20 protein-coding genes are annotated in these 23,161 nt (G+C 60.0%); 13 read left to right on the top strand and 7 right to left on the bottom strand.

Annotated features, from left to right (window positions below; genetic code table 11):
- Window positions 1-163: 163 nt before the first annotated feature.
- From G453_RS0114005 to G453_RS0113955, 11 genes are all read left to right on the top strand, one after another.
- Window positions 164-1,369, top strand: coding sequence for a hypothetical protein (locus G453_RS0114005; RefSeq protein WP_027191567.1), 1,206 nt, complete (start codon window positions 164-166; stop codon window positions 1,367-1,369).
- Window positions 1,370-1,503: 134 nt separating this feature from the next.
- The gene (gene pth / locus G453_RS0114000; protein WP_027191566.1) at window positions 1,504-2,124 is read left to right on the top strand and encodes an aminoacyl-tRNA hydrolase; all 621 of its coding nucleotides are present in this window, start codon (window positions 1,504-1,506) and stop codon (window positions 2,122-2,124) included.
- Window positions 2,125-2,288: 164 nt separating this feature from the next.
- Complete coding sequence (locus G453_RS0113995; RefSeq protein ID WP_027191565.1) at window positions 2,289-2,801, top strand: CarD family transcriptional regulator; 513 nt, start codon at window positions 2,289-2,291, stop codon at window positions 2,799-2,801.
- 457 nt (window positions 2,802-3,258) lie between these two features.
- Entirely contained in the window at window positions 3,259-4,506 is a 1,248-nt protein-coding gene (gene rho, locus G453_RS0113990) for a transcription termination factor Rho (protein WP_027191564.1), read from the top strand.
- A 110-nt stretch (window positions 4,507-4,616) separates the two neighbouring features.
- Entirely contained in the window at window positions 4,617-5,183 is a 567-nt protein-coding gene (locus G453_RS0113985) for a cupin domain-containing protein (RefSeq protein WP_205620072.1), read from the top strand.
- Window positions 5,184-5,375: 192 nt separating this feature from the next.
- The gene (locus G453_RS0113980) at window positions 5,376-7,172 is read left to right on the top strand and encodes a methyl-accepting chemotaxis protein (protein ID WP_027191562.1); all 1,797 of its coding nucleotides are present in this window, start codon (window positions 5,376-5,378) and stop codon (window positions 7,170-7,172) included.
- Window positions 7,173-7,499: 327 nt separating this feature from the next.
- Complete coding sequence (locus tag G453_RS26435) at window positions 7,500-10,328, top strand: PAS domain S-box protein (protein WP_051272427.1); 2,829 nt, start codon at window positions 7,500-7,502, stop codon at window positions 10,326-10,328.
- Window positions 10,325-11,545: a response regulator gene (locus tag G453_RS0113970; RefSeq protein WP_027191561.1), complete on the top strand. Its 1,221-nt coding sequence runs from the start codon at window positions 10,325-10,327 to the stop codon at window positions 11,543-11,545. The genes G453_RS26435 and G453_RS0113970 overlap by 4 nt, the downstream gene beginning before the upstream one ends.
- On the top strand, window positions 11,535-12,662 hold the full coding sequence (locus tag G453_RS0113965; RefSeq protein WP_027191560.1) for an HD domain-containing phosphohydrolase: 1,128 nt from the start codon (window positions 11,535-11,537) through the stop codon (window positions 12,660-12,662). The genes G453_RS0113970 and G453_RS0113965 overlap by 11 nt, the downstream gene beginning before the upstream one ends.
- Window positions 12,663-12,735: 73 nt before the next feature.
- On the top strand, window positions 12,736-13,743 hold the full coding sequence (locus tag G453_RS0113960) for a DUF6976 family protein (protein WP_027191559.1): 1,008 nt from the start codon (window positions 12,736-12,738) through the stop codon (window positions 13,741-13,743).
- 258 nt (window positions 13,744-14,001) lie between these two features.
- Window positions 14,002-15,486 (top strand): beta-barrel assembly-enhancing protease, encoded by a 1,485-nt coding sequence (locus tag G453_RS0113955; protein ID WP_084502355.1) that lies wholly within the window; start codon window positions 14,002-14,004, stop codon window positions 15,484-15,486.
- Window positions 15,487-15,632: 146 nt separating this feature from the next.
- On the opposite strand, the gene G453_RS0113950 is transcribed toward G453_RS0113955, so the two are convergent.
- Both G453_RS0113950 and G453_RS0113945 read right to left on the bottom strand, forming a co-directional pair.
- A complete protein-coding gene (locus tag G453_RS0113950; RefSeq protein WP_027191557.1) occupies window positions 15,633-17,030 on the bottom strand; it encodes a sensor histidine kinase in 1,398 nt (465 codons plus the stop codon).
- On the bottom strand, window positions 17,002-17,685 hold the full coding sequence (locus G453_RS0113945; RefSeq protein WP_027191556.1) for a response regulator transcription factor: 684 nt from the start codon (window positions 17,683-17,685) through the stop codon (window positions 17,002-17,004). The genes G453_RS0113950 and G453_RS0113945 overlap by 29 nt, the downstream gene beginning before the upstream one ends.
- A 207-nt stretch (window positions 17,686-17,892) precedes the next feature.
- Here G453_RS0113945 and G453_RS28465 point away from each other — a divergent pair, with 207 nt between their 5' ends.
- Complete coding sequence (locus G453_RS28465; RefSeq protein ID WP_169725341.1) at window positions 17,893-18,051, top strand: hypothetical protein; 159 nt, start codon at window positions 17,893-17,895, stop codon at window positions 18,049-18,051.
- A 336-nt stretch (window positions 18,052-18,387) separates the two neighbouring features.
- On the opposite strand, the gene G453_RS0113935 is transcribed toward G453_RS28465, so the two are convergent.
- From G453_RS0113935 to G453_RS0113920, 4 genes are all read right to left on the bottom strand, one after another.
- A complete protein-coding gene (locus G453_RS0113935; RefSeq protein ID WP_051272426.1) occupies window positions 18,388-18,924 on the bottom strand; it encodes a hypothetical protein in 537 nt (178 codons plus the stop codon).
- A gap of 168 nt (window positions 18,925-19,092) precedes the next feature.
- A complete protein-coding gene (locus tag G453_RS0113930) occupies window positions 19,093-19,830 on the bottom strand; it encodes a hypothetical protein (protein WP_043645846.1) in 738 nt (245 codons plus the stop codon).
- Window positions 19,830-20,132: a hypothetical protein gene (locus G453_RS0113925; protein ID WP_027191553.1), complete on the bottom strand. Its 303-nt coding sequence runs from the start codon at window positions 20,130-20,132 to the stop codon at window positions 19,830-19,832. The genes G453_RS0113930 and G453_RS0113925 overlap by 1 nt, the downstream gene beginning before the upstream one ends.
- A gap of 91 nt (window positions 20,133-20,223) precedes the next feature.
- Complete coding sequence (locus tag G453_RS0113920; RefSeq protein WP_027191552.1) at window positions 20,224-20,532, bottom strand: hypothetical protein; 309 nt, start codon at window positions 20,530-20,532, stop codon at window positions 20,224-20,226.
- A gap of 184 nt (window positions 20,533-20,716) precedes the next feature.
- Between G453_RS0113920 and G453_RS24130 the strand changes: the two genes are divergently transcribed.
- Window positions 20,717-21,124 (top strand): carboxymuconolactone decarboxylase family protein, encoded by a 408-nt coding sequence (locus G453_RS24130; RefSeq protein WP_043645844.1) that lies wholly within the window; start codon window positions 20,717-20,719, stop codon window positions 21,122-21,124.
- 139 nt (window positions 21,125-21,263) lie between these two features.
- Here G453_RS24130 and typA read toward each other — a convergent pair whose 3' ends face one another.
- Window positions 21,264-23,096 carry a translational GTPase TypA gene (gene typA, locus G453_RS0113910; RefSeq protein ID WP_027191551.1) on the bottom strand — a complete coding sequence of 611 codons (1,833 nt, stop codon included), beginning with the start codon at window positions 23,094-23,096 and terminating at the stop codon, window positions 21,264-21,266.
- Between the last annotated feature and the right edge of the window lie 65 nt (window positions 23,097-23,161).

Raw genomic sequence — 23,161 nt, 5'->3', positions numbered from 1 at the left:
TGCCAGCAGCCTCGCGCCGACTTTATGAAAGATTGACCCGCAAACCCGGCAACCATCCTGTAACCTCATCACCGCGCATCGCCTCCCCTTCTCAGGCTGTCCATTCCGGGACTGCATGGAATCTTCGCTTGACTACCAAGGCATTCGGCATCATGAGGCTCCCATGAAATATCTGACCTCGCGCATTGGAAAAGCCATTTGCTTCGCCCTCGCCAGTTACATCTGCCTGACCCTGCTGGCAGCGGCCATATTCCATGCCCCCTGGAGCCTTCTGAAAATGCTGCCGGAGGCCAAGCGCGACCAGCTGATCTCCACAGGCGTGGTGTCAGCGAATTCGCACCCCCTCTACCGCGAATGGCTCATGGGCTTCGTGCGCGCCCCCAACGAGCCGCGAAACCCGGTCTACACTATGGATTCCTATCTGGCCTACGGCGAGACCGTCCAGACAGCCTCGGACGACATCGCGAGCGATTTCCTGGGATTCGCCAACTCCATCCTGCCAAGCCAGGCACGGCTGCTCTTCGTGGGCGATTCTTTCTGCAACGGGGCATCAGTCGGGACCCGCCTGTCCCCTCCGGCCGTCTATTCCCGCCTCACCGGCACGCCGACATACAGCGGCAGCAACGGCGGCTACGGCCTGAACCAGTACGTCCGAATCATTGACAAGCTCACGCAGGGCCTCCCGGAAGACCAGCGGTTCAAGGGCCGCGACGTGGTGGTGCTCGTCTATCTCGGCAACGACTTCACCTCGGACATGGCCCTCTATTCGCTTCGCAAGCAGTATTCGCAGGACGCCCTGGCCTGGCAGATGCTCCTTGGCCCCCTGCGGGCCTGGGGCAAGTACCTGCTGAGCACCTACGGAGCTCGCCCGGCCTTCGCAGCGCCCACCGGGGCCTACTCTCCGGTTCCCATGAGCTGCAAAACACCCGGGGACATGCCTGTCTCCTGGCACCCCGGTTACGCCACCTACCTCTTCGAGGAAAACCTGGACCACGAAATTCCCCTGGCTTTGCAGTGTGTGGACGAAATGGCCGCGCTCAAGGCACGGGGCCTGAACATGAAGATCGTGCTCATCCCGGCCTCCCCCGCGCTTCTGGCAAAGGACGTAGACTATTCGGCGGTCCAGCCGGGCAGCCGCATGGCCCAGGACCTCCCCAAGATCGCCCAGTCCCTGGAGCGGGTGCGGGCCGTCGCGCTGGAAGCCTTCACCCGGCACGGTTTCGAGGTGCTGGATCTTGCCCCTATCCTCGCGGCGTCTCCAGAACGTTGCCTCTATTACCAGCCAGGGGACACCCATTGCACGGCCTCGGGGTACGAGGCCATAGGCCAGGCCATTGCCGCGCGATGGCCGGACCTGGGTAAAAACTAGGCTTCAGAGCTTTACCTTCCAGGCCCTGACCCGGCAGGTTTCAAGCCTGCCGGGTTGCCAGCGAGGGGTTGCTGGGTTATTATCTTTTTTTGCCAACCTTCCGAAGCAACCCCCTCTCCCGGCCACCCAACATCATGAACACATCCACGTCGCGCAAGATGCTCATCGCAGGCCTTGGCAACCCAGGCCCCAAGTACGCCCGCAACCGTCACAATTACGGGTTTCTTTCCGTGGACGCCCTGCTGGACGCCGGGACCGCGCGCCCGCTCTCCATGGGCAAGGACGGCGAGCTTCACGCGTTGCGCCTGCCCGGCATCGAGGCCGAGCTGCTGGCGCTCAAGCCCCAGACCTTCATGAACCTCTCCGGCAAGGCCGTGGCCCAGGTGCTGCGTTTCTACAAGCTGGAGGTGGCGGACCTGATCGTCATTCACGACGAGCTGGATATTCCGCTGGGGCGCATGCGCCTGAAAATGGGCGGGGGACTGGCCGGACACAATGGCCTGAAATCCATCGCGGCCGAGACCGGCTCGCAGGATTTCGCCAGGCTTCGCCTGGGCATCGGACGCCCGGAAGGGAAAATGGATGTGGCCAGCTACGTGCTGCAGGATTTCCGCGCCGAAGAACAGGGCATCGTGGCCAAGGTGCTGCCTGCGTCCGTGGCCGCAGTGCGGCTGTATCTGGCGCAGGGCCTGGACGCGGCCATGCGCGAGGCGGGGCAGTTCAACGCGTGCCCCGGGCGGGACGAGCAAGGGTAGACTCTTTGGCGTACATGGGGTAACAAGTCAACCGTGCCGTAACACGTCCTCGCCAGTGCGCGGTTCGCTGCACTCCGGGTCCCGAATTTCAGACCGGCCCGGTTCCGGCGGACAGATCCACGCGTCCACGCTGGCCGCCCTTCACAGCAAGGAGTATCTCCCAAGTGTTTTCACTGGATGAGTTGGTTGTCTATCCGGCCCAGGGCGTGGGCAAAGTCGAGCGCATCGAGTCCCAGACCGTTGGCGGCCAGTTGGTTAATTTTTACATCGTCCGCATCCTGACCAACAACGTGACCCTCATGGTGCCGGTGATGAACGCCTCCAACGTGGGCCTGCGCCACGTCTGCCCTGCGGAAGAAGCCACGCAGATCATGGAATCGCTCAAGGACCGCTCCACCTTCACCGGCTACACCGGCCAGAACTGGAACCGGCGCTACCGCGAGTATTCCGAGAAGCTCAAAAGCGGCGACCTGGCCGACGTGGCCTACGTCCTGAAGGAACTGCTGCTCATTGGCGGCGGCAAGGAGCTCTCCTTCGGCGAGCGCCGCCTGCTGGAGCAGGCCACCGGGCTTCTGACCCTGGAAGTGGCCTACGCGCTGAACATCCCCCAGGACGACGTCAAGAACGAGATCAACACCCTTTTCGAGGATGTCTTGAAGCCCAAGACCCCCGAATAATGCCCACTGGAGCCACTTTTTTTCGGACCTCCCGGCCTCGCCCTTGACACCACTTCAAAATGAGATATGGAGCCATTGGGCAAGCCATTGATTCAACCACGCCACTTTTCGTCGCAAACCACCAGCAAAGCGTTGTATGCACTGAAGCAGAAAACAGTCTTTGCCACGTGTCGCGTCTGACGGCCCAGTCGGTTGTGTTGCATTAAAACGGTAATTCGTGAGACAAGGCTAAGTTGTTAGGCCGTGTTGTACGCCATCCGGCGAGTCTTCAGGCTTGCCGCAGGAGCCAGACGATCCCCCGACAACGTATCGCTTTCGTCTTCCGGCGAGTCACCATGCCCAAAACCGTGATTATTCCCCATTGCGTCGAAATTACTGACGCACCGACACCGCCTACCGGGCCACGTGCCCAGGCGCAAACCCTCCAGCCTTCGTCATCATCCTCACGGAGTCCTCGATGAATCTCTCCGACCTAAAGCTCAAGAGCATGCCCGAACTCATGGAATTGGCCGTCCAATTCAACGTTGAGAACCCAAGCGGCATGCGCAAGCAGGAACTCATCTTCGGCATCCTGCAGAACTGCGCCTCCCAGAACGGCTCCATCTTCGGCGAGGGCGTGCTGGAAATCCTGCCCGACGGCTTCGGCTTCCTGCGCTCCCCCATGTACAGCTACATGCCCGGCCCCGACGACATCTACGTCTCCCCCTCGCAGATACGCCGTTTCGGCCTGCGCAAGGGCGACGTGATCTCCGGCCAGATCCGCCCCCCCAAGGAGGGCGAGCGCTACTTCGCCCTGCTGCGCGTCTCCGAAATCGGCTTCCAGCCCCCCGAAGCATCCAAGAACGTCGTCCTCTTCGACAACCTCACCCCCCTCTACCCCGACAGCCGTCTGGTGATGGAGAACGGGGACAAGAACTACTCCTCCCGGGTCATCGACCTCATGGCCCCCATCGGCCAGGGACAGCGCGGCCTGATCGTGGCCCCGCCCCGCACCGGCAAGACCATGCTGCTCCAGACCATCGCCAACTCCATCAACGCCAACAACCCTGACGTGTACCTCATCGTGCTGCTCATCGACGAGCGCCCCGAGGAAGTCACGGACATGGAGCGCACGGTCAAGGCCGAGGTGGTCAGCTCCACCTTCGACGAGCCGCCCCAGCGCCACGTGCAGGTGGCCGAGATGGTCATGGAGAAGGCCAAGCGCCTGGTCGAGCGCAAGCGCGACGTGGTGGTCCTCTTGGACTCCATCACCCGCCTGGGCCGCGCCTACAACGCCGTGACCCCCTCCAGCGGTCGCGTGCTCTCCGGCGGCCTGGACGCCAACGCCCTGCAGCGCCCCAAGCGCTTCTTCGGCGCGGCGCGCAACATCGAGGAAGGCGGTTCGCTGACCATCATGGCCACCGCCCTCATCGACACCGGTTCGCGCATGGACGAAGTCATCTTCGAAGAGTTCAAGGGCACCGGCAACATGGAGCTCTACCTGGACCGCCACCTTTCCGAAAAACGCATCTACCCCGCCATCGACATCAACCGCTCCGGAACCCGCAAGGAAGAACTGCTCCTGCCCGAGGACCAGCTCAACCGCGTGTGGATTCTGCGCAAGTTCCTGGCTCCCATGAGCTCCATCGACTCCATGGAGTTCCTCCTGGACAAGATGCGCGGCACCAAGAGCAACAAGGAATTCCTGGACATGATGAACCGCTAGCGGTTTCATCCAGCAAGCACGCAATCACCGGGGAGGCCATCTGGCCTCCCCTTTTTTGTTGCCGCGCCTTGCCCGGTGGTTTGCCTCCCGGCGCAAAATGGGGTTACGGTATGAACACCCTCTATCCTGCACGCGCCCGCGAGGAGACCCGCATGCCGCTCACGCCCGAAGAGATCATCCGCGTTCTCGGACTCAAGAAGCACCCCACCTGCGGTTTTGTGGCGGAGACCTACCGCAGCGCCCACGCGGTTCCCGGCGGGGCGCTGCCAGCAGGATTCGAAGGACCGCGCCCCCTGGGGTCCGTGCTGTACTTCATGGTCACTCCGAACGCTCACATTGCGCTGCACCGCATCCGCTGCGACCAGATGTACCATCACTACCTGGGAAGCCCGCTGGAGGCGCTGCTGCTCTATCCGGACGGCACGGGCGAGAAACTCACGACCGGGCCGGATCTGCTCTCGGGAATGCGCCCGCAACTCTTCATCCCAGGTGGCACGTTCCACATAACGCGCCTCCAGCCTGGCGGCGGGTTCGCCCTGCTGGGAACAACGGAATGGCCCGGTGTGGAGCTTCCTGACGTGGAACTGGGCGACCCACAGGTTCTTGCCGGACAGTTCCCCCGGCACGCGGACGACATTTGGGCCTTCGTGAGGGAAAACGCACTCCCGCGTTCCTGATTCCTTGGGCGCTCGCGCAGCTCTTCAGGGTCGGAATCCGTCTTTTTCGTTGCCGATACTTCCGATTCGGATGTATGGCTAATCAATCTCTCCTCTCAGTCGTCCCGAGGGACGCACCGGCAGGCAGCCACCTTTCGCGATAACCAGGTTCGTTGAGGTTATCCTCCCCATCTTATCCCAGCAGGAGGGGATATGAAACTCTCGCACAAGCTCATCCTTTCCTTTTCATTCATCCTTCTTACTTCCTGTCTTCTGGGAGCAGTGGGCTATTTCGGGATGGCCAGCATATTCAAGGACGCCAACGAACTGGCCACGAATTGGATGCCGACCATCAAGGTGGTGAGTGAAATTGAATCGGAAACGAACCGTTTCAGGCGAACCCAGATGCTTCATATTCTCACGACGTCCGAAACGGACATGAGGCAGCTTGAAAAGGAAATGACCGATACTCTCCAGCTGGTGCAGAAACTCATCAAGCAATACGAGCCCCTGATGACGGAGCCTGCGGAGAGGGAGAATTTCCCCAAGTTCCTCGCAGCCTGGGAGAAGTATGTAGGATTGTCCAAGACCATCATGGAACTTTCATCCAGCAATCAAAATGAACAAGCAGGGAAACTCATTGCCGGCGACTCCCGGCAGGTTTTCCGGGAAGCCCAGAAGTATCTGACCATCTTGGTTGGCGTGAATATCAAAGGCGGCCAGGACAGCGCCAAAGACGCAGTTGAGGCCTTCAGTTCCGGCAGGTTCTGGATCATCCTGACCTTGTGCGTCTGCATCGCCGCGGGAACGTTGCTGGCATTGCTTCTTACCCGCAACGTGCTGGGCCAGCTCGGGGAGGACCCCGGCTATCTGCAGAACGTGGCCACCGAGATCGCAGGCGGCAACCTCGACCTGAAGTTCAAGCCGGTCTCCGGCTCAGGCGGCGTCTACGCCGTGCTCATCAAGATGGTGGAGAACCTGAAGGCCAAGATCTCCGAGGCCGACCGCAAAACCGAAGAAGCGGCAAAGGAAGCCGAGGCCGCCCGGCAGGCCACCGCCGAAGCGCAGGAAGCCAAGGCCATGGCCGAGCGGGCCAAGGCGGAAGGCATGTTCCAGGCGGCCGAGCAGCTTCAGGACGTGGTGGCCATCGTCACCTCGGCCTCGGAGGAGCTCTCCGCGCAGATCGAGCAGTCATCCCACGGCTCCGAGCAGCAGGCCAGGCGCATATCGGAAACCGCCACCGCCATGGAGGAGATGAACGCCACCATCCTGGAAGTCGCGAAAAACGCCTCGCAATCGTCGCAGAGCACCGAGGAGGCCAAGTCCAAGGCTGAGGAGGGCGCTGCCATCGTCACCCAGGTGGTCAAGGGCATCGGCGACGTGCAGATCCAGGCAGTGGAGCTCAAGTCGGACATGGACTCGCTCGGCAAACAGGCTTCCGGCATCGGACAGATTCTGAACGTCATCTCCGACATTGCGGACCAGACCAACCTGCTGGCCCTGAACGCCGCCATCGAGGCGGCCCGTGCAGGCGAGGCCGGACGAGGCTTCGCGGTGGTGGCGGACGAAGTGCGCAAGCTGGCCGAGAAGACCCAGGCCGCCACCAAGGAAGTGGGCGACGCCATCCACGGCATCCAGAACGGCACCTCCAAGAACATCCAGAACGTCGAGCGCACCGTGAAGACCATCGAGCTGGCCACGGACCAGGCCAACAAGTCCGGAGACGCTCTGGGGTCCATCGTGCGCCTCATCGAGACCGCGTCCGATCAGGTCCGGTCCATCGCCACGGCCTCGGAGCAGGAGTCGGCCGCATCCGAAGAGATCAACAGGGCCATCGAGGAGGTGAGCACCATCTCCTCGGAAACAGCCCAGGCCATGACTCAGGCCGCCCAGGCCGTGTCGGACCTGGCCCATCAGGCCCAGGTTCTCCAGAACCTCATCACGGCCATGAAGAACGAGGGCGGCGCGCAGACGCAGCTCCCCTCCGGGGCGCGCAAGGCGCTGGCCTGAAATGTGCCGTCTGCCCTGACTCTTCGAGCGTGAGTCTCAGAAGTCGGGCGCTACGGCCGCCTTTCAGACTTCGCGCAACCCCCTCCCGGTCAAGCCGGGAGGGGTTCCTGTTTTCTGGGCTGGGCGCGTCGATGAAGGAAGAGAAAGTCATACGAAACGTTCAGCCCCTAGCGCATGAACAGAAATCAGGCTAACGTGGATATATCTATGGACACAGCCCTTATGTGAAGATCCCGGAGCAAGGCTGGGAATCACATCGACCCGATGATAATAATCAGTCGCAATAACACTGCATTAGACGAATGCGTAAGACCTGGGAGATGCCGGATGACCGAAAGACTGCCCAATCACCGGAACGATGACGTCTGCGCATCCTCAGCGAACAAAACGCTAGAAGCCTTCATCCGGTTGTACCGGGTCTCAGACCAATCCATTGTCCAAATCCTCGATTCTGCCCTCGAAGAAACCCTGTCGATCACGGAAAGCGACGTTGGCTATATCTATTTCTATGACGAGGCCACACGTCTTTTCACGCTCTATTCCTGGTCAAACTCGGCCATGGCTTCATGTGCGGTTGTTGAAAAGAAAACAAGCTACGAACTGGATAAGACAGGGCTCTGGGGCGAAGCGGTGAGAATGAGAAAGCCTCTCATGGTAAACGACTACCCAGCTCCCCACCCGCTTAAACGAGGGCAGCCTGAAGGCCATGTTGCCCTGAAAAATTTTCTTACGATTCCGATATTTCACAACGATGCTATCGTTGCGGTTATCGGTGTGGGCAACAAGAAGAGTGACTACACTGTAACGGATGTTCACCAGCTTGAACTGTTCTCCAAAGGGGTTTGGGAACTTGTGCTCCGCAAGCAATTTGAGCAGCAGCTTGCGGAAAGCAGCCACATATTTCGTTCTCTTGTCGACACAAGCCTGGATGCAACGTTTCTTACCTCTACAGACGGTACAATTCACTATGCGAACAAAGCCGCATGTGGATTGTTCCGAATGACAAGCGAGGAACTACAGCAGGCTGGTCGCAAAGGCCTTGTTGACCCAACAGACAATCGCTCTGCCAAGCTTATCCAAGAAAGAGATCAGTTCGGCAAAGCAAAAGGGGAACTCCGTTTTAACCGAAAAGACGGAAGTACTTTCGAAGGCGAGATTTCCTCGGCAATCATTTCTGGGATTTCACTGGGGGACCGAGCCAGTGTGGTCATACGGGATGTGTCCGACCGGAAGCGCTATGAGCAAAAACTCAAGAAGGCGCTCGCATTCAACAACACTATTCTGGAACACGCCACGGTAGGTATTGCTGTGTACAGCGCAACAAGCGGTCGCTGCGCACTGGCAAACAAAACACTTGCAGATTTCCTCGGAGGCACTGTGGATGGCCTGCTCGCGCAGAACTTCCGTGAACTCGACACATGGAAAAAGACGGGACGCATTGAACTGGCGGAACGTGTTCTGGCTGAAAGGACCACGGTCAAGGCGGACAATAGATTCACCAGTTCATTCGGGAAGGATGTCTACCTGGAGAGCACCTTCGCGGCCATTGAAACAGGGGGGAAATCATACCTGCTCCGCGTGGAAAAGGACATCTCCGAGAGGAAACGATTAGAAAAAGAGATAAGCGACCAACTTGAATTCGTGAATACACTTATCGACACAATCCCCTCTCCGCTCTACCTTAAGGATGTCTCTGGTCGTTACATTCGGTGCAACCGAGCCTATGAGGCTCTTCGTGGAACAGGAAAAGATGATATATTCGGCAAAACTGCTTACGACATGCTTCCTCGTGAAACTGCCGATTTCCACTCCAGCAAAGAAATAGAGATGTACGCAACAGGAACTGCAATTTCGTACGAAACACAAACCACAACGGCCAATGGAGAGAAACGGGACATCATCTTCAACAAGGCCCCCTTCATGGACACAGATGGCAACGTCAGGGGATTGATCGCCATCATGACAGACATTTCCGAGAGAAAGTGTGCTGAGAGTGAGATTGCAGAGCGAGAGGCCACTCTCAGAAAGATCCTCGAGGGCATTAATGCGGGGATTATCATCGTCGACCCAAAGACGTTTGCCATAGTTGATGTCAACGAGGCTGCCGAGAAGATATTGGGTGAACCAAAGGCTGCTATTATTGGCAGACCTTGCCGCAGTTTCAAGTGGACTCGAGAAAGAGATGGTGCAGTCGAGGAATCGTGTCCGCTCCTTGATGGCAACATAAACGATGAGGAATACAGGGTTGAGCGGTTGGACGGAACAACCGTCCCCGTGATAAAGACGGTCATCTCCGTGATGCGGTCCAACCAACTCCTCATTTTCGAAATTTTTTTCGACATTACCGCCAGAAAGACCATGGAGCGCCAGCTCGCGCTGGCACATCGCCTGGAATCCATCGGCGGCCTGGCTGCTGGAATCGCTCATGAAATCAATACTCCTATCCAGTATATCGGGGACAACCTGAGCTTCCTGGAATCAGCATGGGCAGAATTGTCCGCTGCTCTTGCGCAACAAGCAGAACGCACCACGGGCGGCGACTCAGACCTGAAATTCCTCATGGAAGAAGCGCCCAAGGCGTTGACCCAGTCCCGCGAGGGGGTAGCCCGCGTGGCTGAAATCGTCAGCGCCATGAAGCGATTCGCTCATGTCGGCGGAGAAGAAAAAAGCCTGCTGGACGTGCCCAAAGCTATTCAGAATACTGTCATGATCTCCCGCAATGAATGGAAATACCACTCGGAAATCCAGCTGGATCTTGATCCTTCAATGCAGTTTCTCTCTTGTTTTCCCGGCGATTTCAACCAGGCGCTCCTCAATATAATGGTGAACGCCAGCCACGCAAATACTGAAAAGTACCACGATCGCGAAGACAAGGGGACCATAACTGTCAAAACGAGGCGCGATGGGAGATGGTTCGTGTTGTCCCTGGCTGACACGGGATGCGGCATCCCCGAGCAGAATCTTCACCGCATTTTCGACCCCTTCTTCACCACCAAAGAGGTTGGGAAAGGCACGGGGCAAGGGTTGGCTCTCTGCCATGACATCGTTGTGAAAAAGCACGGGGGCTCCATTGATGTGCGCTCTGAAGTTGGCCATGGCACGACATTCTTCCTGCGTTTTCCCCTCCAAAAGGAAGGAAATGAGACACTACAATGAAGCCCTCAATCATATTTGTAGATGACGAGCCTAACATTCTGGATGCGCTCAAGCGCATGCTCTATCCCATGCGCCAAGCCTGGGACATGACGTTCTGCCTGGGCGCGCTTCAAGCACTCAACATACTGGGGAAAAAGAAGCATGACATCCTCGTCACGGACCTGCTTATGCCGGACATGGACGGCGGAAAGCTCCTTGAGGAAGTTCATGCTCGACACCCTGATATAACCCGCATCGTGCTTTCCGGGCACTCAGGGAATAAACTTGCCCTGAAGGCATCCCGCTATGCCCACCAGTTCCTTGCCAAGCCCGTTCAGTCCGATGAATTGAAGCGCGCCATTGAGCGCGTTGTCACCCTGCGCGAGGTTTTTGTAAGCCCCTGCGTGCAAAAGCTGATAACCAGGATCGACACGCTTCCCACCCTCCCTGAGATTCACAGACGCATATTGGCAGAATTGAACGCGCCTGAGCCCTCAATGAAGCTCGTCTCCGACTTGATCTCCCAGGACATGGGGCTGTCGGTCAGCATGCTGAAACTGGTGAACTCGGCGTTTTTTGGATTGCGGACCAAGGTCTCGAGCCCCGCCCACGCGGTGAACTTGCTCGGACTGGACGTGATATCGGGACTTGTGCTCACGGTGCAGCTCTTTTCAAGGTTCGATGCAACACAGCATAAGGGATACGACCTTGACCGCCTTTGGAAGCACTGCCTCAGTACAGGGTGTATATGCAAAGCCTTGGCGCGGGCGGAGGGATTGACCCAGGCGGAACAAGACGAACTCTACGTGACAGGCCTTCTTCACGACGTAGGAAAGTTGATCCTGTTATGTTCCGCGCAAGACATGTACGAATCAGTTCTAGCGACATGCAGGAAAGATAATATTGCAATCTGGAGAGCCGAACGCGACCAACTTGAATGCACCCACGCAGAACTTGGCGCATACTTACTAGGCCTATGGGGTCTTCCTGACAAGACCATTACGAGTGTTTTTCACCACCACCATCTTATGCAGTACTCTGGAGACATTCCTCTTCATGCAACTATTGTCCATGTGGCCAACGCCCTGGACCATGAAATGAACGTGGAGAACCCTCACTATGACCAGGACCGATGGAATCTTGACGCAATTGATCACTTCGGTTTCACTGATCGCCTGCCTGGCTGGAAGAATCACGCTGAGGCAGCGCTAACGGAGGTCTGTTCAGATGAACATTAAAATCCTGATAGTTGACGACGACACGAATCTCCTGGACTCAATGCGTCGCGGCCTTTGCCGCCGCTATAACATCGTCGTGGCCGGCGGCCCCGACGAGGCACTTAAGACTGTCAAAGAGCAGGGGCCGTTCGCTGTTGTGATCTCGGACTTACGGATGCCGGGCATGGATGGGGTCCGTTTTCTGGAAAAGGTAAGGGATATGGAGCCCACCACCGTAAGGATGATGCTCACCGGACATGGTGACCTTGATGCGGCAATGGCCGCAGTCAATGAGGGGAGCGTCTTTCGGTTCATGACCAAGCCCTGCCCTGCGGAAATCCTTATCCGCGCCCTGGATGCCGGGATTGCCCAATACAAACTGGTAACAGCCGAAAAGGAGTTGCTGCGGGGGACATTGCGCGGGTGCATCAAGGTACTCGTGGATATTCTCAACCTTGTCAGCCCTGAGGCCTTCAGTCGGGGGGAGCGGGTCAAGCGGCTTCTCATGGCGTTGTCCAAAAGGCTCGGACTGACCAACACCTTGAAGCTCGAACTGGCGGGAATGCTCTCCCAGATAGGCATGGTGGCGGTCCCCCAGGACATTATCTTCAAGCGATTTCGCGGTGAGCAGCTGACGCCGGAGGAAGCCCAGATTTATCGCATGCACGCCACGGTGGCCACCACCCTTCTTTCCCAGATACCGCGAATGAACGACGTGGGAGAAATTATCGGAAACCAGCTGGACTGTTTCACAAACCCGGAGATAGCGAGGCTGCCGGAAGGCGCGGTGTATCTGAACCTGTGCCTGGAATACGATGACCTCGACCTGCTCGGCGTGGACAAGGAAGCCGCCATAGAGTCCATGCGCGGCAAGTGGGCTGCGAATTTTCCCTTGGTGTTCAAGGGATTCGAGGAGATGGTCTTCAGCGATGACGGTTTCGTACCCAGACTTGTCCCATTCAAGGAGGTTCGCGTTGGCATGATTCTGCGCCAGGACATTTTCGACGACAGCAATCTTCTGATCATGGCCAAAGGCCAGGAGATCACTGAAATCGCCCTGCTCAGGATTTCCAAAATGCGCGAGAGTTTCAAGCTCCCGGACAAGATGAATGTCCTGGTTCCACTCCAAGCGATCTGAGACGGAACCAGGCGAAACAAACCAAACTCTGACAAATGCGGACATACGCCATCATTTTCTGACTGGAGGAACCATGAGGCAATGCATCCTTACCGTCGCACAGGCAAGGGCGATAATCGAAGAGGGACACAAGCTGCTTCTGGCCGGAGATGAGAATGTGCTGCGCAAACTTCCCAAGGGCAACTGGATAGGCGGAACGATCCCCTATTTCATCACCCACGACCAGGGCGGCATGATGTCCCGCACGGCTCTTTTCGCCACGGACATAAGCGACGTGGTTGAGACCATGGAGATCGTCCGTTACGATCACAACAATTTGTCCAAGGTATTCACGGATGGGGCGGACCACTCATTCAGCTTCATCATCATCCCTGCCCGCAGCATCGCGCACCTGGCTTTCGCCTTGAACGCCCCCCGCTATCAAGACTTCGGCAAACGCCCTCTTGTGGGGTGGATATCCGGCGTTCACCTGGACGAGTTGGGCGAGATCACCCCGAAAGTCTACAACGGCACGACCGGCGCGGCCTTTAGCGAAGGGGCGCTCGTGCTCCATGCGGATTTGATCCCTGGGAAAGCGGCCAAGTTGGGCATCATCAATCTTTTCGAACAAGGCGACGGAGACAGCCTGACATTTCCGGTTGACGGTTTTTCCGCCAGGGTTGTTTTCGTCAACGGAGAAAAGGACAATCTCGCAGCATACATCACTCAAAACAGACTCGACACCAAGCTCCCGCTTGTGGCCAACTATAACGGCATCATGGCTAACACCAGCTTCCAGAACGTTGACGACGTATCTGAAGAAGTGACGTTTTATGCTCCAGTATTCAAAGACGTTGTCTACAAGCACGCCCGCCCTGTCTCCAATTACGAAACAGCATTCAAGGAGCACTTGGGCACAAAACAACAGATCACGGAGGATAAGGTCGTATTCTCATGCAACTGCATCCTGAACTACCTCTATTCCGGGCTGGAGGGCAAAACCACCGATCCGTTTTCCGGCCCCGTCACCTTTGGTGAAATCGCTGCGCAGCTTCTGAACCAAACCCTTATTTTCCTGGAGATACTCGATGACGGTCAGTGAGCACTCGTCTGCACTTCTGATCGCGTAGTCAGCCATGGTATCCACTTCGGAGGTGGGCGCATGCCCTCACCTCCGACGATCAGGGCGACTAGCTGAATCTGGCGACAGAGTACCCAGGACACGCAGGACAAGTCAGAGCTCGTTTGGCAGAACACTTCGCCGCGCGTGTAACCAATCCCGGCGCCAAAGCGGCTACACTCCGAGGAAACCCCACTCCCCCCGGTTGCCAACAGCACCAAAGGGTTTATACACAAGGCCATGCCGCGACGCTTTTCCATCACCGTCCAGAACGTGCTGCGCAATCTGGTCCGCACCCTGGCCCGCGCCCTAGCGCTCATCCTGGCCATGACGCTGATCGCGCCTTCGCCCCTGTCCGTGACCCCGGCCAACGCCAGCTATTTCAACTTCGGGATCAAGGAAGAGAAGGAACTCGGCGACAAGTTCAACGTGCTCATCCGCTCCAAGCTCCCCATGATCGAGGACTCCGAGGTCGTGGATTACGCCCGCGACGTGGTGGACCGGCTGGCCAGGCAGATGCCGCCCCAGCCCTTCCCGTTCAGCGTGGCCGTGGTGCAGGACAACGCCATCAACGCCTTTGCCGCTCCCGGCGGCTACGTCTTCGTGTTCACGGGCCTCATGCTCAACATGAACCACGATTCCGAGGTGGCGGGCGTGCTGGCCCACGAACTGGCCCACGTCACCCAGCGCCACATCGCCAAGCGCGTGGAGCAGGGACGCATCCTGAGCATCGCCTCCATCCTGGGCGTGCTGGCGGGGTTCGCCCTGGGCGCGGCCACCGGACAGCGCGACGCCGCCGGAGCCATGATGATGGGCTCCCAGGCCGCAGCCACGCAGGCCATGCTCAATTACTCGCGCGACGACGAACGCGAGGCCGACGAGGTGGGCATGAACTACCTCTCCTCGGCGGGATACCCGCCGCGCGGGCTGCCCCAGGCCTTCGACGTGATGCAGCGCATGAAGATCTTCAAGGGATACGGATCCATCCCGGCCTATCTGTCCACCCACCCGGACATCACCGAGCGCATCGGCTACCTGTCCGAGCGCGTGAGCCGCATGCCCAAGGACGTGGTGTCGCGCCCGGACCGCGACGAGCGTTTCCTGCGCGTGCAGACCATCATCCGCGCCCGCTACGGCGACCCCGCCGCCGCCATCGCCTATTACGGGAAAAAGGGCTCCTCCATGACCCGGCTGGACCGCCTGGGGCTGGCCATGGCCCTTGGCCGCACCAACGAGAACGCCCGCGCCCGCCAGGCTTTCGACGAAGCCCTGAAAGAGGGCGGCAACGACGCCCTGTGGCAGCGCGAGGGGGGACGGTTCTTCCTGAAGCTGCGCGATTTCGACCGGGCGGGCACGCTTCTTCACCGCGCCGTGGAGCTGAACCCGAAAGACATGGTGGCCTCGGCGGAATACGCCTTGATCCTGGCCCAGGAGCGCCGCTACCCCGAGGCGCTCACCCTCATGCGCAAGGTGGCAACCTTCGCGCCGGAATCAGCCGAGGTGCGCCAGATGCTGGGACGCATCTACGGCGAATCGGGCGACATGTTCCGCGCGCACCTGAACCTGGCCTACGCGGCAGTGTATTCCAATGACGCGCGCCAGTCCCTGATGCAGATGGAAAAGGCCAGGAACTACGTCCGCACGGAAGAAGACCGCAAGGAAGTGGCCCGGCTGGACAAGGTATTCAGGGAACGTTCGGAGTATTGGCCCAAGGGGCCGATGTAGGAATCGCAGGCCTGCACCTGGGGCAGCGCGCAGGAGTCGCAAGAGTGGCGTTCGCATGAAACGTTCATGTTACCCACGAACCCAAGCCAGAAGAACCAGTGATTGTGTTTGTGAAAACCATATTCATGGTTTTCACATACGCGATACTACGCCTTCGGCAGACTGAACACGAATTCGCTGCCCTGACCCACCGTGCTGGTGACGGCGATATCCCCGCCGTGCGCCGTGAGCACGGCCTTCACCAGCGACAGCCCAAGCCCGAGCCCCCGGTGGGAGCGGCTCTTGTCACCCCGGTAGAGACGCTCGAAGATGCGCGGGATGTCTCCGGAGGGGATGCCTTCGCCCTGGTCGCTCACCGCCACCCGAACCCGTCCGTTGTCCATCCACGCGCTGACCTGCACCTGCCCGCCGGGCTTCGAATACTTGAGCGCGTTGTCCAGCAGGTTGGCCAGCACCTGGCGCACACGCCCTGCGTCGGCCAGGGCGAACAACCCCGGCGCAGCGTCGCAGATCAGGATTATCCCCTGCTCCTGGGCCAGATAGTCGTAGATCTCCACGCCCTCTTCCACCAGAACGGCCATGTCCACCCGTTCGATGGACAACCGCATGGTTCCGGTCTCAGCCTCCGAGATGTCCATGAGGGTGTTCAACGTGGTGCGGATGCGCTCGTTCTCCTCGGCGATGTCCATGAGCGCCTCGCGCAGGCCCTGTTGCGACAGGTTGGACTGGAGCGCCGTCTCCACCACGGCCTTGGCGCGGGTGAGCGGCGTGCGCAGGTCGTGGGCCACGTTGTCCAAAGCGTCGCGCATGCCCTGGATCAGGGTGGAGATGCGCTCCAGCATGGAGTTGAACAGGCTGGCCAGCTCGTCCAGTTCGTCGCCGGTGCCGCGCGTGGGCACGCGGGCGGTCATGCTGCCGCCCCCGATGGAGTTCACGGTGCCTATCAGGTCGCGGATGGGCGCAAGGGACCTGTCGGCCTGGATGGCTCCCACCACCACCCCAAGAAGGACCACCGTGGCCGTGATGAACAGGAAGATGCGCTTGAATTCCGAGAGCAGGGCCTCGCGCTGGTGGGCGTCGCCCCCAACGATGAGAAAAGTCCCGCTTCCCAGCTTGCGCGAGGTGATCTCGAACACGCCGCCGCCCGCCCCAGGCTGTTCCAGCAGTTGCCACTGCGCGGCCTCGAGGGAGCGTGGTTCGAGCCGGCCCGGGGGAAGCGTCTCCCAGCCGGGCGGGGACACCGTCAGGCGTTCGACCCCGGACGGGTCGAGGATGCGCACGAAGTACTCGGACTCCTCGTATTCCTCGGTGTCGCGCCGGATGAAGTCCAGCAGGGCGGGCAGGCCTTTTGTCCGCTCGATATAACTGTATTCGTTGAGTTTTTCCGTCAGCAGCTTCTGATCCTGCGAGCGCACCACCCCCGCCAGGAGCACGTAGGCGATAATGAACAGGAGCATCGAGCTGACGATGTAGAGCAAGGCATAGATCGCGGTCAGCCTGAAGGCGGTGCTGCGTCTAATCCTGCCGAGGAGGCTTGAGGACATAACCGACCCCCCTCAGGGTGGAGAGCATCTTGGGCTGGAAGTCGCGGTCGATCTTGTTGCGCAGGCGGCACACCAGCACGTCCACCACGTTGGTCTGGGGGTCGAAGGTGTAGTTCCAGACGTGCTCCATGATCATTGTCTTGGAGAGCACCTTGCCCGGGTTTCGCAGGAAGAATTCCAGAAGGGAGAACTCCCGGGGTTGCAGGGTGAGCACCGTGCCGTCACGCATCACCTCGCGGGTGAGCAGATTCATGCTCAGGCTGCCCACCACCAGCTGGGTGGTCTCGGCGCTGCTGGTGGAACGCCGGATGAGGGCCTGAAGCCGCGCCAGCAGCTCGGCAAAGGAGAAAGGCTTGGCCAGGTAGTCGTCCCCGCCGGACTGCAAGCCCTTGACCCGGTCGTCCACGGAGCGTTTGGCCGAGAGGATGATCACGGGCGTGTTCACCCTGCTCTTGCGCATCTCCTCGATGAGCTTCAGGCCGTCCATGCCCGGCAGCATCAGGTCGATAACGGCGGCGGAGTAGGTTTCCGAGAGGGCCATGTGCAGGCCGTCCGCACCGTCGGCGCACTGGTCCACGGCGAAACCATTTTGCTTGAGGCCCTGGGCGATGAAGGCCGAAATCTTGGGGTCGTCTTCCACGAGTAGGATGCGCATGGTTTGGATGGATAGACCCGGCAACCGTGGCTGTCAACGCGATCAACCCTTCGAGAGCCTTTCAATTGTGTAATAGCCAGGAAAGGGACCGGTAATGAATGCTGGCGTAGCTCTCTTCCCACGCAAAGCAGCCGGATTCCCCCCACACCGGTTGCCTAGTTTTCGACAAAACCATCTCAAAGACTGTTAATCCAAGGAGATCAGAAAATGAAAAAGGCCGTTATCTTCGCCGTTGCCTCCTGCCTGCTGTTCAGCTCCGTTGCTTTCGCTTTCGAAGGCTCCAAGTCCACCTCCGACAAGGGCTCCTACACCGAGCAGATGGCCAAGAAGACCAAGAAGACCAAGAAGGCCGCCCCCGCCAACTAAGCGGCGCGCTGTTTTCATGTCGAACGAAAAGGCCCTGCGGGGCCTTTTCGCGTTTCACGTGCCTTGGGCTCGAGCGGCGCACGCATCAAAGCGCACATTCAGGGGGCTTTCATGAAGGGCGCTTTACCGGGTGAACCAGGAGCAGGGGAAGGCGAATTGGCATACGCCCCGCAGAAGCCCCGTCCCACTGGAGAGCGTTGAACCATTACATCGGGCAGGGTCCCAACACACAATCCCGCTGTACAGTCCCGACAAGGGACCCGGCAAACGAAAAGCCCCGGCCATCTCAGGGATGGCCGGGGCTGGTTGCTTCGTGATGATCAGGCGGATCGCCGTCTAGTCTATCCTGCCGATCTCTCTGAGCTGGCTGGAAGGACAGGTGTCGCAGGAGTAGCAGTCCTCGCAGCCGCCCTTGTAGGGGTAGCCGGTGAACACCGCGTAGATGCGGTTGAGGCAGCCCTTGTCGTCCCACTCCAGGTCGAGCTTCTTGAACTTCTTCTTCACCTCGCGGGTGGGCGTGGGCAGCGGCATGCATCCGCCGATGAGCTCCGGCATCACGCTCTGGGCTGCGCACATCACCAGGGTGATGGCCAGATGGTGGAAGGCGAAGCCGTGGTGGGAGTTCTTCTCGAAGGCCTGCTGCACTTCGTTTTCGGTCTGCGCGTCCAGATAGACAAGCAGGAAGCCGTCCTCGCCGTCGGAGGGCTCCATCTTGTAGGCCTGCACCTGGCCCTGCCACTTGTCCCAATAGTGTTCAAGAAGTTCGGTCAGCTCGCGCTCAAGGCGCATGAGCCCGCTGATCTCCATGTAGTATTCCATGTCGAACTCGGGCTGGGTTTCGATCTTCTCCAGGCTCATGTTTTCCTTGCCCACGCGATGCTCCTTGGGAATGAATTGCTGGGGCTGGGATGTAGCCTGTTTGGGCCTTGGGGGCAACGTCCTTGCCCGATGCCCCTGCGCGCGGGCGCGGACTCGATACCAGCCCAGAGGGCATGAAGCGAACCGCAGGGAACCATTCATCATGTTTTCAACAACGCGACACTAACGCCCCGGAGGCAGGGTCACGCCGAGAAGAAGCACCCGCTTGTCGCCCCCGGAAAACATTCCCTGGAACCGGGCCATGCCCGCCGGGTCGGACAGATTCAGCTTGGTGACGCCCGACTTGGGCAGGGCCTGATACAGCCAGCGCCCGCCTGAGCCGTCCGGCAGGATGACGCCAACGTGGTAGTGCTGGAGCGTGTAGCCCTTGCGCCGCCCGGTCTGGCTGAAGCTCACCAGACAGGCCTGGTCCGGGCCGATCTGCGTAAGCGCCTTTTTCCAGGCAGCCTGATCCGCCACCGGGAAGCCCAGGGCCGTGCTGCCGCTGTCCAGGGTGGAAACCTGCCTGGGTTCGGGCAGCAGCCAGCGCCGGGACAACCCCTCGGACAGGTTCAGGATCAGGTCGTAGCCGAAATCCCAGTCCTGCCCCATGGCGCTCGCCGGGCCGGAATCGCCCAGGCGGTCGCGCCCGGCCTGGCGCGCGGGCGGACCGGACGGGGCGATCATGCGCATGAGGCAGTAGTCCAGGCCGGAGCAGTTGAGGCCCGGCGAAGGGAAGGTCTGCTCGGGGTGCTCGAACAACGTCCAGCGTCCGGCCTCGTCGCGCACGCCGTCCGGGCGGTAGGGGATGCCCAGGAGCTGGTCGGCACGGGTGGTCAGGTCGGCGGCGTGGCTCGCCTGAACTGGGAGAACTCCCAGCGCGGCGAGGAACAGCAAAAGGAGCGCGGTTGTCTTGTTCATCAGTAGTAAAGCTCGATGACGTCTTCCGGGATGGTGAAGATCACCGAATACCCCTGGTTGTTCTGCGGTCCGGCGGGTTGGGTCGCCGAAAACATGACGGCCGGGCTGGTGGACACGGACATACCCCCAGCGGTGCGGACGTAAGTAATCATGCTGGACGCCTGGTATGCAAAGAAGTCCAGGGTGACGCTGAACGTCGCGGGCTGCGAAGTGCGCGATCCGATGGGCGCGGCTTCGGCTGTTATCGCGGGCGGCACCGCAAGGGCAAGAGAAATGAGGAGAATGAACAGAAGGGATTTCATGGATGTCTCCTGATTGCGCGTTTCGAAATGCATGAATGTGCTTTCAAGGCTCAAACCCAAAACCGCATGACCGTATCGTGGGGATGCGGCCTTAGAAAAAGAGCAGCCGGAAGATGAAATCGGGAATTTCCAGGGTCAGCCCATGTTCGACACCGTCAAGGCGGCCAATGCCGTCGAGCTCCCCCGGAGAAAGCACCACCAGGAGGCCCGTGGCGGTCTTGGCGTAGGTGACGGGATTGTTCGAAACGTAGCGCGACGTGCCAATGACCGGGCGGGCCGTGACCGTGTCGTCAGGTGCGCCGACCACTGTGACGCCGATGGCCTGCGCCGACGCGGGCGCAGGCAGCCACACGCAGGCCGAAACAGCCATTGCGGCCAAGAGGGAATGGAAACGGTGCATGGTGGAACCTCCATCCGAACATTTTGGGATGATACCCCCATGCTCCCGTTCCTGGCGCCAGTCAATTCTTTCGCCTTGCCGGGTCCCGGCCTATTCCCGACATCCTGCTGCCGGGATTTGATTGCACGCCACTTTAAATCCGTGGCATACGGCAGCGTGGGCAGCTTGCCCAAGGAGGCCCCGTATGACCAGAGATGAAATACACAAGGAAATGGTGGCGATGTTGGGCTTGGTGCCCTCAATGTTCGAGACCATCCCGGATTCTTCCCTGGAACTCGAGTGGAACCTGTACAAGCAGGTGCAGTTCGCTCCCGGAGCCATCCCCAACAAGTACCGCGAACTCATCGGGGTGGCCATCTCCGCCATCTCGAAATGCCGGTACTGCGCCTTTTACCACACGGAGCTGGCAAAGCTGAACGGCGCAACCCAGGCCGAGATCGAGGAAGCGGTGCATTACGCCAAGTCCAGCGCCGGGTGGAGCGCCTACCTGAACGGCATGCAGGTGGATTTCGAGAAGTTCAAAGGCGAAATACGCAAAGCCTGTGACCATGTGCGGCAAGGCTCGGTGGACCCGGGCGACATGTCGGAGTGATGAACCGGCCGCCGCCGTCGGCTTGGAATGAGACGAAACACAAATGCCGGGGCAAGTGTTCTCCACTCGCCCCGGCATTTGCCGTTCGCTTTATTATGAGGCCCGCCCTCGACGTCTCGCGCAGAGGCTCGCGCCCGGCCTAGGCCTTGTCGCGCTTCTTCTGGCTGTGCAGCAGGTGGCGCTTTCCGGCGTTCAGTTCGGCCTTGCGCAGGCGGATGGACAAGGGCGTCACCTCCACCAGCTCGTCGTCGCGCACGAAGTGGATGGCCCGCTCCAGGGTCATGGGGCGGATGGGGGTCAGGACGCAGTTCTCGTCCTTGCCCGAGGCGCGCATGTTGGTGAGCTTCTTTTCCTTGCAGGGGTTGATGTCCAGGTCGTTGTCGCGGTTGTGCTCGCCCACGATCATGCCCTCGTACACCGGGTCGCCTGCGGTGATGAACATCTCGCCGCGCGGCTCCAGGTGGAACAGGCCGTAGGCCACGCCGACGCCGGAGCGGTCGGCCACCAGGGAGCCGGTGAACCGGGTGGGGAAGTCGCCCCGGTACAGCTCGTAGCCTTCCAGGAGGGAGTTCATGATGCCAGTGCCCTTGGTGTCGGTCAAAAACTCGTCGCGGTAGCCGATCAGACCGCGGGACGGCACCGAGAACTCCATGCGAACCCGGCCCTTGCCGTGGTTCACCAGGTTCACCATGCGGCCCTTGCGGATGGACAGCTTCTCCGTGACCACGCCAAGGAAGGTCTCCTCGCAGTCAACGAAGACGCTCTCAATGGGCTCCAGGCGCTTGCCGTTCTTTTCCTTGTAGATGACCTCGGGGCGGCTCACGGAGAGCTCGAAGCCCTCGCGGCGCATGGTCTCGATGAGGATGGCCATCTGGAACTCGCCGCGTCCCTTGACGATGAAGCTGTCCTTGTCCTCGTTCTGCTCCACCTTGATGGCAACGTTGGCCAGGCACTCGCGCTCCAGGCGCTCAAGGATCTTGCGCGACTGCACCAGCTTGCCCTCGCGGCCGGCCAGGGGGGAGGTGTTGATGCCGAACTTCATGGACACCGTGGGCTCGTCCACGGTGATGCGGGGCAGAGCCTTGGGGGCCTGCGCGGTGCAGATGGTGTCGCCGATGGTGACGTTCTCGATGCCGGACAACACGATGGTGTCGCCGGGGGTGGCCTCGGTGGCGTCCACCAGGCTCGGCCCCTTGTAGGTCTGGAGGCGGGTGACGCGCAGCTGCTTCACTTCGCCGCTCTCGCCGATGCACACCAGGGTCTCGTTCTGGTGGGCCACGCCGTTCATGACGCGGCCAATGGCCAGACGGCCCAGGAAGTCGGAGTAGCCCAGGTCCGCCACCAGCATCTGGAAGGGGGCGCTCTTGTCGTAGCGCGGGGCCGGGATGTGCTCGAGGATGGCGTCGAAGAGGGGGGTCAGGTCGGTGCCTTCGCCCTCCAGGCTGGTCTTGGCCATGCCGTCGCGGCCGATGGCGTAGAGCACCGGGAAGTCCAGCTGCTCCTCGTTTGCGTCCAGGTCGATGAACAGGTCGTAGACCTCGTCCAGCACTTCCTGGGGGCGGGCGTCCTTGCGGTCGATCTTGTTGACCACCACCATGATGGACAGGCCGCGCTCCAGCGCCTTCTTCAGCACGAAGCGGGTCTGGGGCAGCGGGCCTTCGGAGGAGTCCACCAGGAGGATCGCGCCGTCGGCCATGACCATGGAACGCTCGACCTCGCCGCCGAAGTCGGCGTGGCCAGGGGTGTCGATGATGTTGATCTTCACGCCCTTCCAGGACACGGCGCAGTTCTTGGCGGCGATGGTGATGCCGCGCTCGCGCTCCAGGTCCATGGAGTCCATGACGCGGTCGTCCACGTCCTGGTTCTCGCGGAAGGTGCCGGATTGCTTGAACAGGGCGTCCACCAGGGTGGTTTTGCCGTGGTCGACGTGGGCGATGATCGCAATATTACGAATGCTGTCGTTGGAAGACATGTTCATTGGGATTGATCTCCGATATATTTGGGAGGCCCCTCCATACGGCCCGCAAGCCCTGCTGG

This window comes from Fundidesulfovibrio putealis DSM 16056 (assembly GCF_000429325.1).
GTDB classification, from domain to species: Bacteria; Desulfobacterota; Desulfovibrionia; order Desulfovibrionales; family Desulfovibrionaceae; genus Fundidesulfovibrio; species Fundidesulfovibrio putealis.
This window is presented reverse-complemented; position numbering and strand designations above follow the sequence as displayed.